This window comes from Bacillus cereus group sp. MYBK139-1 (assembly GCF_051916915.1).
Taxonomy (GTDB): domain Bacteria; phylum Bacillota; class Bacilli; order Bacillales; family Bacillaceae_G; genus Bacillus_A; species Bacillus_A pacificus.
In genome coordinates this window covers 392,908-410,295 of sequence record NZ_JBQAHO010000004.1, presented here as the reverse complement: position 1 = coordinate 410,295, position 17,388 = coordinate 392,908, and the positions used below count along the sequence as shown (strand labels likewise).

The following is a 17,388-nucleotide window of genomic DNA, read 5'->3' as shown; positions in this document are numbered from 1 at the left end:
TACAATTTACCATTGTAATGTTGAGCTATTTATTCTTTTTATTCCTCTTATAGCGGATAATTCATGTATGAATTGCAGCATCGCTAAATCTTTCTGTTTACTTTCAATCATAATATCGAAATTATGATTAATTTTTTTTGCAACGTGTAAGAAAGGTTTAATAAACTCTAAATCAATATATTCCGCGTGAGCCCTAAATTCTTTTTTTGATTTAGGGGAGGAAATATGAACTTTAGGAAGGATATTTGTATGTGCCCAAGTTTCAAAAATTGCAGGAAGTAACTCTTCTAACGGTTCTTCGCAAAGATTTGCCATGTGATGATGATAATCAAATACAAATGGAATCTTTTCTTTTTGGCAAATAGATAAAGTTTCAACAGTTGTATATGTTTTATCATCATTTTCAAGTGTCATTTGCCTCTTTATATGTGCAGGAAGTTTTTTTATGTTTTCATGGAAACGTTCAACCGCTTTTTCTTTATTTCCGTAGGCACCACCTACATGGATGTTAATATAAGAAGAATCTGCAATTCCTATTGCATCTAATACTTTATAGTGATAAGTCATATCTGTAATAGCGTTAGTTGTAATGTGTGGCTTATCGCTTGTAAATAGCGTAAATTGATTTGGATGAAAACTTACGCGTAAATTATGTTCTTTAATTAATGCCCCAATTTTACGCCAAAGAGGTGTGAACAAACCGATGTAATCAAACTCGACTTCGGGATGTGTTGCAAGTGGGACGATGGAAGAAGATAAGCGATATAATGGAATTTCATGCGCTATATTGTAATGAAGAATACGTATTGTATGCTCAAGATTCTGCCGCGTAACATCGTATAATTTATCTTCTCGTTCTTGTTTACTAAGCTTTTGAAAGCTTGTAAATGTCATCGTTTTAGCCGGAGAACAGTCCCAGAGTGCCATTGCATGTGAGACATATCCGAAACGCATAATCATAATGAATACATCTCCTTTATGCATTATCTTTCCTATAGAAAGAAAGCAAGTATTGTTCCTATCCATTCTTTGCCTCTATTAATGAGAGAATTCGGACTAACATCTTTCAAGGAAAGTAATGACGCATTTTCTAGATCTTCGTGGAATTTATTTTTTACTGTTTGTATAAAATGTTCATCATATAAAAGGCAGTTGATTTCATGGTTAATATATAAACTTCTCATATCAAAGTTTGCAGTTCCGATATCACAGATGTAGTCATCAACTATAATAACTTTAGCGTGAAAAAAACCTTGTTGAAATGCGTAAATATTACAGCCAGCTTGTATTAACTTTCGGCAATATGGGAATTTTGCTTCTCGAACAAGGGGGTGATCCGCTTTTTCTGGAACGAGAATCGTGATTTGAACCCCGCGTTTTCGTGCTTCTAATAATGCATTCATAATTTTTCTTCCAGGAATGAAATATGGTGTACCGATAAAGAGTTCTTTTTCTGCGCTTTCAATTAAATATAAAAATGTATTTTGCAAGTAGGCCCCATCAGTAGGAATAAAACGATGTAGAATGGTTCCTGGTTGTTGCTTAGGAAAATAAAGAGATGCCTCTAATAAATTTTGGTCTGTATCGTCCAGCCAATCATGTAAAAATTGCTTTTGTAAATCTTGTATTCCTTCTCCTGTAAGACGTAAATGATAATCGCGCCATAATCCTAATTTTTGATTATGTCCTAAATATTCTTCTCCAATATTAAATCCACCAATATAACCAATTTTCCCGTCAATAACTGTAATTTTTCTATGGTTTCTTTGATTTGCAGAAAAGAAAGGAAAAGGAAACTTTACTTTGTGACAAAATGAAAAAGAGACACCATGTTTTTGTAGGGAGCGAATGGCCTCATTTGATAAATGATGGCTTCCCAATCGATCGAGTAGAAGTCTTACTTCAATTCCTTCCTTTGCCTTATCAATAAGTAACTTTAAAAATTCCCGGCTGATTTTATCGTTTTTTACAATGAAGAACAAAACGTGCACATGGTGTTTCGCCTGTTTTATATCAGTAAATAGAGCGTCATACAAATCTTTTCCGTATGTATAAAGGTGAAAATCACTTTGACGTAAAGGGAAAGAACGAGAACGTACACGCTTTAAATGAACAATTCTCCCATAAGAAAAATCAATTACAATCCAGAGAGTGCTACCTATTAATAAGAGAGATAAGAAGAACATGAGTAAATTCCCTCCTTCACGGTCTTTTCACCATTCGTTTTTTATAAATCAAACATTCATTTTATCCTGTTATTTGTGGCCTAATAATTAGTAGGGAGTAAATAACTTCTACTGATTAAAGTTTCACTTTATAGTTTTACCGAAATAAACAGCTTTATTAAAAAATATGTTGTTGTATAACAAAAAACTGTTGACTGAATGCTCACTCATTATATAATGAAGGTAGGGGATAAAATTCAGAAAATTATATGTTTTTGAAGATTCTAAAAAAGAAAGAGGGCTTACAAAGAGAGGGGTAGCATAAAAATGAATAGCTTACTGATCATGAATTGGCTGGCTGCCATTGCTGTTATTGCTTATGCGGGATATTTGTTTGTGTATCTTATACGAACGAGGATGGCCTACATACAGTTAGGAAAAAAGATTGAATTTGACCGTCGTTTTAAAGAGCGTTGGGATCTCCTTAAGGTCAATGTTTTCGGTCAGAAAAAGCTGCTGAAAGATAAAAAGAGCGGCATTATTCACGTTATGTTCTTTTACGGATTTATTCTTGTCCAATTTGGAGCAATTGACTTCGTTTGGAAAGGACTCGCACCAGGATCACATCTTCCACTTGGACCACTATACCCTGCATTTACATTCTTCCAGGAAATTGTCACACTTGTTATTTTAATTGCAGTCTTTTGGGCTTTTCATCGACGTTATGTTGAGAAGCTAGTTCGTTTAAAACGTAATTTCAAATCAGGCCTTGTTCTTATCTTCATCGGTGGCTTAATGATTTCTGTGCTACTCGGTAATGGGATGGGAATTATATGGCATGGCGAGGAGCTTTCATGGAGTGAGCCAATCGCTTCTGCAATCGCTTACGTTTTCTCGGGGATAAATGAAACCGCAGCCATTTCTGTGTTCTATTTCTCTTGGTGGGTGCATTTACTAATTTTGTTAACGTTTTTAGTTTATGTTCCACAATCGAAACACGCGCATTTAATTGCGGGACCAGCTAACGTTTTCTTCGGCCGTCTTTCAAATCCAGGGAAACTTGAAAAGATTGACTTTGAAGATGAAACACAAGAAACATTTGGTGTTGGTAAAATCGAAGACTTTAGACAAAATCAGCTTATTGATTTATACGCTTGCGTAGAGTGTGGTCGTTGTACAAATATGTGTCCGGCAACAGGAACAGGGAAAATGTTATCGCCGATGGATTTGATTTTAAAACTTCGCGATCATTTGACTGATAAAGGAGCTGCAGTGACATCAAAAGCACCGTGGGTTCCGGTAGTTGCTTTTAATAATACACAAGGAAATCAGTTAGCGATGATGGCAGCGGGGAAAGGACAACAAGAATCTGCAGCCACAACACTCGCTTACGATCCGAGTTTAATTGGAGATGTTATTACAGAAGAAGAGATTTGGGCTTGTACAACGTGTCGTAACTGTGAAGATCAGTGTCCGGTTATGAATGAGCATGTTGATAAAATTATTGATTTACGCCGCTATCTCGTTTTAACAGAAGGAAAAATGGATGCGGAAGCGCAACGTGCGATGACAAACATCGAGCGTCAAGGGAATCCGTGGGGTCTAAACCGTAAAGAGCGTGAAACTTGGCGCCAAGGCGATGATGAAGTAACGGTTCCAACTGTAAAAGAAAAATCGAAAGCTGGCGAGGAGTTCGAATATTTATTCTGGGTTGGTTCAATGGGATCATATGATAATCGTAGTCAGAAGATTGCGATATCGTTTGCGAAGTTGATGAACGAAGCAGGCATTTCATTTGCGATACTCGGTAATAAGGAAAAGAACTCTGGAGATACACCGCGCCGCCTTGGAAATGAATTTGTCTTCCAAGAGATGGCGACAAAAAATATCGAGGAATTTGAAAAAGCAGGAGTGAAGAAAATCGTTACGATTGACCCTCATGCTTATAACACATTTAAAAATGAGTATCCGGACTTTGGCTTGCAAGCAGAAGTCTATCATCATACAGAACTGTTAGCTCAGTGGGTAAAAGAAGGACGCTTAAAACCGGTTCACGCTATTGAGGAAACAGTTACGTACCATGATTCCTGCTACTTAGGAAGATACAACGAAGTATACGAAGCGCCACGAGACATTTTGAAAGCGATTCCTGGTGTGAATCTTGTAGAAATGGCACGTAACCGTGAAACGGGAATGTGCTGTGGAGCGGGTGGTGGCTTAATGTGGATGGAGGAAACAACAGGTTCACGCATTAACGTTGCTCGTACAGAACAAGCATTAGCTGTACAGCCATCCATTATCGGTACAGGATGTCCTTATTGCTTAACGATGATTAGTGATGGGACGAAAGCGAAAGAAGTTGAAGAGAAAGTTCAAACTCTCGATGTAACAGAGATTTTAGAACGCTCAGTGATTGGACAGAAGAAAGAAGCAATCTAGTTTGTAGGAATGCATACAACTTTAGAAAGAGGTGCAATTATTGCACCTCTTCTCAACGTAGGAACACCGAGCGCACGCTCAGTGATAAAAAGAAATGGGGGAAAGAAACATGAGTAAAACAGTTATTTTAAGTGCTGCAAGAACACCGGTTGGGAAATTTGGAGGATCTTTAAAAGATGTAAAAGCAACAGAACTTGGAGGGATTGCAATTAAAGCGGCGCTTGAAAGAGCAAATGTTTCTGCTAGTGATGTTGAGGAAGTTATATTCGGAACGGTTATTCAAGGTGGACAGGGACAAATTCCATCACGCCAAGCGGCGAGGGCTGCTGGAATCCCTTGGGAAGTGCAGACGGAAACAGTGAATAAAGTTTGTGCATCGGGGCTTCGTGCGGTTACGTTAGCGGATCAAATTATTCGTACTGGCGATCAATCATTGATTGTAGCTGGTGGTATGGAGTCGATGAGTAACAGTCCTTACATTTTAAGAGGAGCAAGATGGGGATACAGAATGGGCAACAACGAAGTCGTTGATTTAAACGTTGCTGACGGTTTAACATGCGCATTTTCAGGTATACACATGGGTGTTTATGGCGGAGAAGTTGCGAAGGAAGATGGAATTTCTCGCGAAGCGCAAGATGAATGGGCATATCGTAGCCACCAGCGTGCGGTTTCAGCACATAAAGAAGGGCGTTTTGAAGAGGAAATCGTGCCAGTAACGATTCCGCAAAGAAAAGGCGATCCTATTGTCGTTGCAAAAGATGAAGCACCACGCGCGGATACAACAATTGAAAAGTTAGCAAAATTAAAACCTGTATTTGATAAAACAGCGACAGTGACAGCTGGTAATGCACCAGGCTTAAACGATGGTGGTGCTGCACTTGTATTAATGAGCGAAGAGAGAGCGAAGCAAGAAGGAAGAAAGCCATTAGCGACAATTTTGGCACATACAGCAATTGCAGTGGAGTCTAAAGATTTCCCTAGAACGCCAGGTTATGCAATTAACGCATTGCTTGAAAAAACAGGAAAGACAATTGAAGACATCGATTTATTCGAGATTAATGAAGCATTTGCAGCGGTAGCAATTGCAAGTACAGAGATTGCGGGAATTGACCCAGAAAAATTGAACGTAAATGGCGGCGCAGTGGCGATGGGGCATCCGATTGGAGCAAGCGGAGCGCGCATTATCGTTACACTAATCCATGCACTGAAGCAACGCGGCGGCGGAATTGGTATTGCTTCGATTTGTAGCGGTGGTGGCCAAGGTGATGCAGTGATGATTGAAGTTCATTAATTAAGATTAGACGGTATATAGTTTATTGAAAATTAAGGGGGAAGAAGAAATGAGTGTACAAAAAATTGTTGTAATTGGTGCAGGACAAATGGGATCAGGAATTGCACAAGTATGTGCAATGGCAGGATACGATGTGAAGGTTCAAGATTTAAAACAGGAGCAATTAGATAGAGGATTGGCTATCATTACGAAAAACTTAGCACGCCAAGTAGAAAAGGGGCGCATGAAGGAAGAAGAAAAGGAAGCGACATTAAACCGTCTTGCAGTAACGCTTGATTTAGATTGTGTGAAGGAAGCGGATCTTATTATCGAAGCAGCTGTCGAGAAAATGGATATTAAAAAGAAAATCTTTGCGAATTTAGATGAAATTGCTCCAGAACACGCAATTTTAGCGACAAATACGTCATCTTTGCCAATTACAGAAATTGCCGCGGTAACGAAACGTCCGGAAAAAGTAATCGGTATGCACTTTATGAATCCGGTTCCGGTTATGAAACTTGTTGAAATTATTCGTGGTTTGGCTACAGATGATGCGGTATACGAAACAATTGAGGATATTACGAAGAAAATTGGCAAAGTACCAGTTGAAGTAAATGATTTCCCAGGATTTGTATCGAACCGTATTTTATTACCGATGATTAACGAAGCAATCTATACGTTATATGAAGGTGTAGCGACGAAAGAAGCAATTGATGAAGTAATGAAACTTGGTATGAATCACCCGATGGGCCCTTTAACGCTCGCTGATTTTATCGGTTTAGACACATGTTTATACATTATGGAAGTGTTGCATGAAGGTTTAGGTGATAGTAAATATCGCCCATGTCCATTGCTACGTAAGTACGTAAATGCAGGATGGTTAGGACGTAAAACAGGTCGTGGTTTCTACGTTTACGAATAAATCCCCCTTTGTTACAAAATAGTGGTCTTACCAAATTGTTAAAAGGTTATATAGCAAATGGAGGCGGAGTATATGAACTTTCGTTTTAATGAAGAGCAGCAAATGATGAGGAAAATGGTTCGAGATTTTGCACAGAAGGAAATTACTCCCTTTGTTCCTAGTATGGAACAAGGGGTGTTCCCAAAAGAGATTTTGCAGAAGATGGGTGAGCTTGGATTAATGGGAATTCCAGCGCCTGCAAAATACGGTGGTGCAGAAATGGATTTTATTTCTTATATTTTAGCAATTGAAGAAATTTCAAAGGTAAGCGCAACAGTTGGTGTAATTTTAGCTGTGCATACGTCAGTTGGAATGAACCCGATTTTATATTTCGGAACAGAAGAACAGAAAGAGAAATACGTTTCTAAACTTGCGACTGGTGAATATTTAGGTGCATTTGCATTAACAGAACCAAATGCAGGATCGGATGCAGGAAGTTTGAAATCAAGAGCTGTGAAGAAAGGCGATCATTACATTATTAATGGATCGAAGGTGTTCATTACAAATGGTGGTGAAGCAAGTACATATATTGTATTCGCTTCTACAAATCCAGAGGCAGGAAAGAGTGGGATTTCTGCATTCATAGTAGAGAAAGATACACCAGGCTTAATCATCGGTAAAGATGAGCATAAAATGGGACTGCTCGGTTCTCGCACTGTACAACTTACGTTCGAGGATATGAAGGTACCGGCTGAGAATTTACTTGGTGAAGAAGGACAAGGATTTAAGGTAGCGATGGCGAATTTAGATGTTGGGCGAATTGGAATTGGGGCGCAAGCATTAGGGATTGCTGAAGCGGCGCTTGCATGTGCGATTGATTATGCGAAAGAACGTGAGCAATTCGGAAAGCCAATTGCGGCGCAGCAAGGGATTGGCTTCAAACTTGCAGATATGGCAACTAGCGTAGAAGCGGCGCGATTACTTGTATATAGGGCGGCATCGCTAAGAGCGCAAGGATTACCATGTGGTAAAGAAGCATCTATTGCGAAATTATTCGCTTCTAAAACAGCTGTTGAAGTTGCGATTGAAGCAGTGCAAGTATTTGGTGGTTACGGTTATACGAAAGATTATCCAGTAGAAAGATTCTTCCGTGATGCGAAAATCACGCAAATATATGAAGGAACGAGTGAAATACAGAAACTTGTTATTAGCCGGGCTTTATAAAAGCATAAGGGGGAGACGGGCATGCATTTTAAACTATCAGAAGAACATGAAATGATAAGAAAAATGGTTCGGGACTTTGCTAAGAACGAAGTAGCACCGACAGCAGCTGAACGTGATGAAGAAGAGAGGTTTGATCGTGCGCTATTTGATCAAATGGCAGAGCTTGGTTTAACCGGAATTCCGTGGCCTGAAGAATACGGCGGAATTGGAAGCGATTACTTGGCGTATGTAATTGCTATTGAAGAATTATCACGCGTATGTGCTTCTACAGGTGTAACATTGTCTGCACATACTTCACTTGCTGGTTGGCCAATTTTTAAATTTGGAACAGAAGAGCAAAAGCAAACGTTTTTACGACCGATGGCTGAAGGAAAGAAAATTGGTGCATACGGCTTAACGGAGCCAGGGTCTGGATCGGATGCTGGTGGAATGAAGACAATCGCCAAAAGAGACGGAGACCATTACGTTTTAAATGGATCAAAAATATTTATCACTAATGGCGGTATTGCCGACATTTATGTTGTTTTCGCGTTAACCGATCCTGAATCGAAGCAGCGTGGTACGAGCGCGTTTATTGTGGAAAGTGATACGCCTGGCTTCTCAGTTGGGAAGAAGGAGAGTAAGTTAGGGATTCGCTCTTCACCAACAACTGAAATTATGTTCGAAGATTGCCGCATTCCTGTAGAGAATTTGCTAGGGGAAGAAGGACAAGGGTTTAAGATAGCGATGCAAACATTAGATGGTGGCCGTAACGGTATTGCAGCACAAGCGGTTGGTATTGCACAAGGGGCTTTAGATGCTTCCGTAGAATATGCAAGAGAGCGTCAGCAGTTTGGGAAGCCAATTGCGGCGCAGCAAGGGATTGGCTTTAAACTTGCAGATATGGCAACAGATGTGGAGGCGGCGCGTCTTCTAACATATCAAGCAGCTTGGCTGGAATCGGAAGGACTTCCTTATGGGAAAGAGTCGGCGATGTCAAAAGTATTTGCAGGTGATGCAGCGATGAAGGTGACGACTGAAGCGGTACAAGTCTTTGGTGGTTACGGTTATACGAAAGATTATCCGGTAGAGCGATACATGCGAGATGCAAAGATTACACAGATATATGAAGGAACACAAGAGATTCAAAGGCTCGTAATTTCTCGTATGTTAACGAAGTAGGATCAAAGGCGTAGGTATTTTCCTACGCTTTTTCCTTCCAAAAAATAATAGAGAGGTGAAGGGGATGGTTAAACATAATGTGCACGCATCAGTGAAAGATGAGAAATTAGTTGCGTTAAGGCGTGAACAAATGATTAAAGGTGCAGTGCAATTGTTTAAGCAAAAAGGATTTCCGCGTACAACAACGAGAGAGATTGCAAAGGCGGCCGGATTTAGTATCGGTACACTTTATGAATACATCCGTACAAAAGATGATGTTTTGTATTTAGTTTGTGATAGTATTTATGAACATGTAAAAGAAAGATTAGAGGAAGTAGTTTGTACAGAAAAAGGGAGTGTAGAAAGTTTAAAGATAGCAATAACGAATTACTTTAAAGTGATGGACGAATTGCAAGAAGAAGTATTAATAATGTATCAAGAGGTACGCTTTTTACCGAAAGAATCACTCCCGTATGTATTAGAAAAGGAGTTTCAAATGGTAGGAATGTTTGAGAATATTTTAGAACAGTGTACGGAAAATGGAACATTTACATTAAATAAAAAAGAAATACAGCTTCTTGCGCATAATATTTTTATACAAGGACAGATGTGGGGATTTAGACGTTGGGCGCTGCAAAAACTATATACGCTTGAAGAATATACAGAAATGCAAATTAGGTATGTATTGCAAGGGGCCCATATGCTTCCGAAATAAGGAATACATACTACCCTATAAAAGTTTCCCGTTTTTTTTGTAGCATATTTGTGCGACTTTTGTTTATAATGAATAGTATGGATTTTTTTAAGCAGGCCGTTATATATAAGGTTATATTTGATGAAAGGAAGTGCCGCATAAGTGGATTTTAAGCAATATTCACCAGAAGAGCTAAAAGAATGTTCAATGATTGAAGTTGTACATAGCGTTTTAGGGGATAAAAGACAAGCAACGACATTCAACGAGTTGGTTCAAGAAATCGCTCAAGTGCTGGGACTATCTCAAGAGCAAGTTAATGCGAAAATCGCACAATTTTATACAGACTTAAACATCGATGGACGTTTCATTAATTTAGGAGAAAATCGTTGGGGGCTACGCAGCTGGTACCCATATGAGCAAATTGATGAAGAAATCTTGCCTCAACCAAAACCGAAGAAGAAACGTAAAGTTGAAGAAGACGGTTTTGACGACTACATTGAAGAAGATGAAGATGACTTTGATGATGTAGACGGAAATGAAGACGAAGATGAAGATGTAGAAGATTTGGACAAGGTTCTTGAAGACGAAGACGGAGACGACGATGATCTTGATGATTTAGACGAAGATGAAGATGACTTCGCTGAAGAAGAACTTGAGTATGATGAAACTGAAGAAGAAGAAGAGGAAGAACTGTAGTTCTTGACTTTTCATTATCGTCCATGTAGAATCATTTTTGGGCTCTTTAAAAAAGGACGATAATACTTTTAAAGTGTAAATATAAAAGAAAATTGCTCCCTACTTATTACTTTATGTGATGAGGGGAGCAATTTTCTTTTTTGTTTTTTGTTTAGAAAATAAAAAGAGTCTAACAATAAGATGGATACAGTGTTATCTACATACGTTGCGCTTTGCAACGGTGATTATATAACAGCAAAATAGAAGGGAGCTTTTTCATGACTAAGTATATTTTTGTAACAGGCGGTGTAGTATCGTCTCTAGGAAAAGGTATTACAGCAGCATCTCTTGGAAGACTTTTAAAAAATCGTGGTTTAAACGTAACGATTCAAAAGTTTGATCCATACATTAACGTAGACCCAGGGACTATGAGCCCATATCAACACGGTGAGGTATTCGTAACAGATGATGGTGCAGAAACTGACTTAGACCTTGGTCACTATGAGCGTTTCATCGACATCAATTTAAATAAATACAGCAACGTAACAACAGGTAAAATTTACTCTTCAGTTCTTCAAAAAGAGCGTCGTGGTGAATACCTAGGAGGAACAGTTCAAGTTATTCCTCACATTACTAACGAAATTAAAGAGCGCGTATACCGTTCTGGTCGCGAAACAAACGCGGACGTTGTTATTACAGAAATCGGTGGAACTGTTGGTGACATCGAGTCTCTACCATTCTTAGAAGCAATCCGTCAAATTAAGAGCGACATCGGTCGTGACAATGTAATGTACATTCACTGTACGTTAATCCCGTACTTAAAAGCAGCGGGTGAAATGAAAACAAAACCAACGCAACATAGCGTTAAAGAGCTTCGCAGCTTAGGTATTCAACCAAATATTATCGTTGTTCGTACAGAAATGCCTGTTTCTCAAGATATGAAAGACAAGCTTGCATTATTCTGTGACATTGATACAAAAGCAGTTATTGAAGCACGCGATGCAGATACTTTATATGCGGTTCCATTATCTCTTCAAGAGCAAAATATGGACCAAATCGTTTGCGATCACTTAAAATTAGACAATCCAGCTGCAGATATGACAGAGTGGACTGCGCTAGTTGAAAAAGTGCGTAACCTTTCTAAGAAAACAAAAATCGCTCTTGTTGGTAAATACGTAGAGCTTCAAGATGCATACATTTCTGTTGTAGAAGCACTTCGTCATGCAGGTTACTCTTTCGATACAGATGTAGAAGTGAAATGGGTAAACGCTGAGCATGTAACAGCAGAGAACGTACAAGAATTAGTTGGTGATACAGACGGTATCCTTGTACCAGGTGGCTTCGGTGATCGTGGTGTAGAAGGTAAAATCGTTGCAATTCAATATGCTCGTGAAAACAAAGTACCATTCTTAGGAATTTGCTTAGGTATGCAACTTGCATCAATCGAATTTGCACGTAACGTATTAGGATTAGAAGGAGCTAACTCTTCTGAAATTAACCCTGATACACCTTATGCAATCATTGATTTATTACCAGAACAAAAAGATGTAGAAGACTTAGGTGGTACACTTCGTCTTGGTCTATACCCATGTAAGCTTTCTGAAGAAACAAATGCTTACAATGCTTACAATGAGCCGGTTGTATATGAGCGACATCGTCATCGTTATGAGTTCAACAATCAATTCCGTCCGGATATGGAAAAAGCAGGATTTGTATTCTCTGGTACAAGCCCAGACGGTCGTCTAGTTGAAATCATTGAATTAAAAGATCACCCTTGGTTCGTGGCAGCACAGTTCCACCCAGAACTAGTTTCTCGTCCAAACCGTCCACAACCATTGTTCCATGACTTCGTAAGAGCGTCTATTACGAATAAAGAGAGCAAGTAATAAAAAAAGCGCCTGAAATAGGGCGCTTTTTTTAATATTCATTTAACATTTCATCGATTGTAAATTTGATCCCGTGATATGCAAATAAAGCTATCATTAAGCTCGGGAATCCGTAGCGATTACCTTCATCGTCTGGAATAAGCCCTTTTAACAATTTCGTATCAATATGTACATCTGTATATTGTTCTAGTGATTCAGTACCTTCTTGAATAGCAGAAATGCCGACAATAGAGTGTCCATCTGCTTGAAGTTTTTTTGCTATTGCTACAACTTCTTCATCTGTTGAAAAACGGCTAATAAGAAGTACACGATCTGCAGAAGTTACTTCTACTTCTTTATTATTTTCAAATAATCGTTTTGCTTGCTTCATTGGTTCAGCACCGAATAGCGCTTCAGCAACAACGCCCTCCATTTCATTTGTACCATGTAAATAAATGAAACCTTCGCCAACTAATGCCTGAGCAAGTAGACGGGCACTATCTTCTATATTCATTTCCTCTTTTTGAGAAACTCTGGAGAAATAACCGCTTAATTGGGTTGAAAAAATTTTTAACATAATGTTACTCCCTTCCTACGTGTTTACCGGCTTTCATTATAGTTTATTTTTTTAGAAAGGTGAAATCGAAGGTGGCATAACAAAATTGGAAACGGTAAAATAAGAAAGAAATAGGAAGGAATTTGGTAAAGAATAGCGAAAATTAATCGTTAAGATATAAGAAGCTTTAAATCTTGTACTTACACAGAAAGGTTGGGAGTTATGGAAGGGAAAATTTTAATCGTTGATGATCAATATGGCATTCGTGTGTTATTACATGAAGTGTTCCAAAAAGAAGGTTATCAGACATTCCAAGCAGCGAATGGATTTCAAGCTTTAGATATCGTGAAAAAAGATAATCCAGATTTAGTTGTGTTAGATATGAAAATTCCAGGTATGGATGGTATAGAGATTTTAAAGCATGTAAAAGAAATTGATGAGAGTATTAAAGTGATTTTAATGACTGCTTATGGAGAGCTTGATATGATCCAAGAAGCAAAAGATTTAGGTGCTTTAATGCATTTTGCTAAACCATTTGATATTGATGAAATTCGTCAAGCGGTGAGAAATGAGCTCGCTGTAGAGGCTTAAAAATGAATTTTTTATAAAAAATATGGAAAAAAGCGTTTACATGGACTATTGTGCAGGTGAATACGGTTGAGTTTTTGAGTACAAGTTGTTATCCTATTGAGTGTAGAAAAAAGTCCGGTATGTAGATATACATATTTTACCTTATTCTGGTCATACTACCAGCGATAAGAACTTATCGGATACAAAAAACGTTTTTTAGGAGGATTCACCATGCCTTTAGTTTCTATGAAAGAAATGCTAAACAAAGCACTAGAAGGAAAATACGCAGTTGGTCAATTCAACATGAACAACTTAGAGTGGACTCAAGCTATCTTAGCTGCTGCGGAAGAAGAAAAATCTCCTGTAATCCTAGGTGTATCTGAGGGTGCAGCTCGTCATATGACTGGTTTCAAAACAGTTGTAGCTATGGTTAAAGCTTTAATCGAAGAAATGAACATTACTGTTCCTGTAGCGATTCACCTTGACCATGGTTCAAGCTTCGAAAAATGTAAAGAAGCAATCGATGCAGGTTTCACATCTGTAATGATCGACGCTTCTCACCACCCATTCGAAGAAAACGTAGAAACTACTAAAAAAGTAGTAGAATACGCACACGCTCGTAACGTATCTGTTGAAGCTGAGCTTGGAACAGTTGGCGGACAAGAAGACGACGTAATCGCTGAAGGCGTAATTTACGCTGACCCAGCTGAGTGTAAGCACCTTGTTGAAGCAACAGGTATCGATTGCCTAGCTCCAGCTTTAGGTTCTGTACACGGTCCTTACAAAGGTGAGCCTAACTTAGGATTCGCTGAAATGGAACAAGTTCGTGACTTCACTGGCGTACCTTTAGTATTACACGGTGGTACTGGTATCCCAACTGCTGATATCGAAAAAGCTATCTCTTTAGGTACTTCAAAAATCAACGTAAACACTGAGAACCAAATCGAGTTTACAAAAGCTGTTCGTGAAGTATTAAACAAAGACCAAGAAGTTTACGATCCTCGTAAATTTATCGGACCTGGCCGCGACGCTATCAAAGCAACTGTTATTGGTAAAATGCGCGAATTCGGTTCTAACGGTAAAGCGTAAGAATAAAATTCCGTTTTGGAAACCGTCTACTCTTTTAGACGGTTTCCTTTCGTTGTATAATGAAAGCGTGAACAAGTCTAAAGATTTTATCATTTTGTTTTTGAAATAGAAAATAATGTGCATAGTCCTATTAATAAATGTGATAACGTATCTAAATTGATAAAGTAAATTCGATAAATAGTTAATCTTTATCTTTTTGTATTACAGGAGAAATGAAGATAATGGTTTCCTATTTATTGAGTTTTGGGATGGAAAAGTAATTGAGATTCTTAAGGGGGAGCTTTCTATAAAAATATAGAAAGTAAATACATTCACAAGAAGGGAGCTCAATATGGAAAAATTGCTAATTGAAGGCGGAAGAGCTTTAAATGGAACAATTCGCGTGAGTGGTGCAAAGAACAGCGCCGTTGCACTAATTCCAGCGACAATTTTAGCAGATACTCCAGTAACTATTGGTGGTGTCCCTAATATTTCGGACGTGAAAATGTTAGGAGACTTACTAGAGGAAATTGGAGGGAGAGTGACTTATGGACAGGAGGAAGAGATGGTAGTCGATCCTTCTAACATGGTTGCAATGCCTTTACCAAATGGAAAAGTGAAAAAATTGCGTGCTTCTTATTATTTAATGGGTGCGATGCTTGGCCGTTTTAAAAAAGCTGTTATTGGGCTTCCAGGTGGATGTCACTTAGGACCGAGGCCGATTGATCAGCATATTAAAGGGTTTGAAGCGTTAGGTGCACATGTTACGAATGAGCAAGGTGCTATCTATTTAAGAGCAGATGAACTACGAGGGGCACGTATTTATTTAGATGTTGTTAGTGTAGGAGCTACGATTAATATTATGCTAGCAGCTGTACGAGCGAAAGGTAGAACTGTTATTGAAAACGCAGCGAAAGAACCAGAGATTATTGATGTAGCTACACTGTTAACTAGCATGGGAGCACGTATTAAAGGTGCTGGTACAGATGTAATCCGAATTGATGGTGTGGATTCACTGCACGGTTGTCATCATACGATCATTCCAGATCGTATTGAAGCGGGTACGTATATGATTTTAGGTGCTGCGTCAGGAGGAGAAGTAACAGTTGATAATGTTATTCCTCAGCATTTGGAGTCAGTTACCGCAAAATTAAGAGAAGCTGGTGTCCAAGTTGAAACGAATGATGACCAAATTACAGTGAACGGTGATAGAAGATTAAAAGTAGTTGATATAAAAACGCTTGTATATCCAGGTTTCCCAACAGATTTACAACAGCCGTTTACAACACTTTTAACAAAGGCGCATGGAACGGGTGTTGTAACGGATACGATTTATGGCGCACGTTTTAAACATATTGATGAATTACGTCGTATGAATGCGCAAATTAAAGTAGAAGGTCGGTCAGCTATCGTAACTGGTCCTGTTTTATTACAAGGTGCAAAAGTGAAAGCGAGTGATTTGCGAGCTGGAGCAGCCCTTGTTATTGCAGGATTGATGGCGGATGGAATTACAGAAGTAACCGGACTTGAGCATATTGATCGTGGCTATGAAAATATAGTAGACAAGCTTAAAGGGCTTGGTGCAAACATTTGGCGAGAACAAATGACAAAGCAAGAAATTGAAGAAATGAAGAACGCATAAGTGATACTTCCGCGAGGGGGAAGCGAAGCATCACTACTTGCGGAAGTACACTTTATAGAAAAACACGGTTCACAAAATACGGCAGAAATATAAAGACTTAAAGGAGAGGGATTATCGTGGAAAGAAGTTTATCTATGGAGTTAGTACGTGTAACAGAGGCTGCAGCTTTATCATCAGCGCGTTGGATGGGACGCGGGAAAAAGGATGAGGCAGACGGTGCAGCAACATCAGCTATGCGTGATGTATTTGATACAATTCCGATGAAAGGTACAGTTGTAATTGGTGAAGGTGAAATGGATGAAGCACCAATGCTATATATCGGAGAAAAATTAGGTACAGGATATGGTCCGCGTGTAGACGTTGCAGTTGATCCTTTAGAAGGGACAAACATTGTAGCAGCTGGTGGATGGAATGCTCTTGCTGTTATTGCAATTGCAGATCACGGTAATTTGTTACATGCTCCTGACATGTACATGGATAAAATTGCGGTTGGCCCAGAAGCAGTTGGGGCGGTCGATATTGATGCGCCTATTATCGATAACTTACGTGCAGTTGCGAAAGCGAAAAACAAAGATATTGAAGATGTTGTAGCGACAGTTTTAAACCGTCCACGTCATCAAGCAATTATTGAAGAAATTCGTAAAGCTGGTGCTCGCATTAAATTGATTAATGATGGAGACGTAGCTGGCGCAATCAACACCGCATTTGATCGTACAGGTGTAGATATTTTATTCGGCTCTGGTGGTGCGCCTGAGGGTGTGTTAGCAGCAGTTGCATTAAAATGTTTAGGTGGAGAAATTCACGGGAAATTATTACCACAAAACGAAGCTGAATTGGCGCGTTGCAAAAAGATGGGCATAGACGACATCAACCGCATCCTTCGCATGGAGGACTTAGTAAAAGGTGACGATGCAATCTTCGCAGCAACAGGTGTAACAGACGGAGAACTATTACGCGGCGTTCAATTTAAAGGTAGCGTAGGAACAACACAATCCCTTGTTATGCGCGCAAAATCAGGCACAGTACGCTTCGTAGACGGACGTCACAGCTTAAATAAAAAACCGAACTTGGTTATTAAGTAAAAAGCGGAGGTGGCTTGCTCAGAAGGAGAAGGCATTGGAACTCCTGACGAAGAGGCGTTTTGTGCCTCGCAGGAAGGGGTGAAATGACTGATCCTTC

General features: G+C 39.1%; 14 protein-coding genes and 1 pseudogene. 12 read left to right on the top strand and 3 right to left on the bottom strand.

Annotation, left to right across the window (positions count from 1 at the left end; translation table 11 throughout):
- Positions 1–6: 6 nt before the first annotated feature.
- Both uvsE and cls read right to left on the bottom strand, forming a co-directional pair.
- Positions 7–960 (bottom strand): UV DNA damage repair endonuclease UvsE, encoded by a 954-nt coding sequence (gene uvsE, locus ACTFRS_RS22650; protein ID WP_139868509.1) that lies wholly within the window; start codon positions 958–960, stop codon positions 7–9.
- Positions 961–992: 32 nt separating this feature from the next.
- Complete coding sequence (gene cls / locus ACTFRS_RS22645) at positions 993–2,186, bottom strand: cardiolipin synthase (protein WP_097852471.1); 1,194 nt, start codon at positions 2,184–2,186, stop codon at positions 993–995.
- Positions 2,187–2,492: 306 nt separating this feature from the next.
- Between cls and ACTFRS_RS22640 the strand changes: the two genes are divergently transcribed.
- From ACTFRS_RS22640 to pyrG, 8 genes and pseudogenes are all read left to right on the top strand, one after another.
- Positions 2,493–4,604, top strand: a complete 2,112-nt coding sequence (locus ACTFRS_RS22640) for a heterodisulfide reductase-related iron-sulfur binding cluster (protein ID WP_001086788.1) — start codon at positions 2,493–2,495, stop codon at positions 4,602–4,604.
- A gap of 9 nt (positions 4,605–4,613) precedes the next feature.
- Positions 4,614–5,895: pseudogene (locus tag ACTFRS_RS22635) on the top strand (acetyl-CoA C-acetyltransferase).
- Between the two features lie 49 nt (positions 5,896–5,944).
- Complete coding sequence (locus ACTFRS_RS22630) at positions 5,945–6,796, top strand: 3-hydroxybutyryl-CoA dehydrogenase (protein ID WP_000116031.1); 852 nt, start codon at positions 5,945–5,947, stop codon at positions 6,794–6,796.
- Positions 6,797–6,868: 72 nt separating this feature from the next.
- Entirely contained in the window at positions 6,869–7,999 is a 1,131-nt protein-coding gene (locus ACTFRS_RS22625) for an acyl-CoA dehydrogenase (RefSeq protein WP_317460163.1), read from the top strand.
- A gap of 21 nt (positions 8,000–8,020) precedes the next feature.
- Positions 8,021–9,160, top strand: a complete 1,140-nt coding sequence (acdA, locus tag ACTFRS_RS22620; protein ID WP_440024967.1) for an acyl-CoA dehydrogenase AcdA — start codon at positions 8,021–8,023, stop codon at positions 9,158–9,160.
- Positions 9,161–9,224: 64 nt separating this feature from the next.
- Positions 9,225–9,854 carry a TetR/AcrR family transcriptional regulator gene (locus ACTFRS_RS22615; protein WP_000238605.1) on the top strand — a complete coding sequence of 210 codons (630 nt, stop codon included), beginning with the start codon at positions 9,225–9,227 and terminating at the stop codon, positions 9,852–9,854.
- Positions 9,855–9,995: 141 nt separating this feature from the next.
- The gene (gene rpoE, locus ACTFRS_RS22610; RefSeq protein WP_139868507.1) at positions 9,996–10,529 is read left to right on the top strand and encodes a DNA-directed RNA polymerase subunit delta; all 534 of its coding nucleotides are present in this window, start codon (positions 9,996–9,998) and stop codon (positions 10,527–10,529) included.
- A 257-nt stretch (positions 10,530–10,786) separates the two neighbouring features.
- On the top strand, positions 10,787–12,394 hold the full coding sequence (gene pyrG, locus ACTFRS_RS22605) for a CTP synthase (protein ID WP_000170457.1): 1,608 nt from the start codon (positions 10,787–10,789) through the stop codon (positions 12,392–12,394).
- A 31-nt stretch (positions 12,395–12,425) separates the two neighbouring features.
- Here the strand turns inward: pyrG and ACTFRS_RS22600 are convergent, their stop codons facing one another.
- Positions 12,426–12,950, bottom strand: a complete 525-nt coding sequence (locus ACTFRS_RS22600) for a DUF2529 domain-containing protein (RefSeq protein ID WP_087995309.1) — start codon at positions 12,948–12,950, stop codon at positions 12,426–12,428.
- Positions 12,951–13,151: 201 nt separating this feature from the next.
- On the opposite strand from ACTFRS_RS22600, the gene spo0F reads away from it, so the two are divergent.
- From spo0F to glpX, 4 genes are all read left to right on the top strand, one after another.
- Positions 13,152–13,520 carry a sporulation initiation phosphotransferase Spo0F gene (spo0F, locus tag ACTFRS_RS22595; RefSeq protein WP_000398594.1) on the top strand — a complete coding sequence of 123 codons (369 nt, stop codon included), beginning with the start codon at positions 13,152–13,154 and terminating at the stop codon, positions 13,518–13,520.
- Between the two features lie 210 nt (positions 13,521–13,730).
- Positions 13,731–14,588, top strand: coding sequence for a class II fructose-bisphosphate aldolase (locus tag ACTFRS_RS22590; RefSeq protein WP_048528036.1), 858 nt, complete (start codon positions 13,731–13,733; stop codon positions 14,586–14,588).
- Positions 14,589–14,919: 331 nt separating this feature from the next.
- Positions 14,920–16,209, top strand: coding sequence for a UDP-N-acetylglucosamine 1-carboxyvinyltransferase (gene murA, locus ACTFRS_RS22585; protein ID WP_000413260.1), 1,290 nt, complete (start codon positions 14,920–14,922; stop codon positions 16,207–16,209).
- A 116-nt stretch (positions 16,210–16,325) separates the two neighbouring features.
- A complete protein-coding gene (gene glpX, locus ACTFRS_RS22580; RefSeq protein ID WP_000442334.1) occupies positions 16,326–17,291 on the top strand; it encodes a class II fructose-bisphosphatase in 966 nt (321 codons plus the stop codon).
- Positions 17,292–17,388 lie beyond the last annotated feature (97 nt).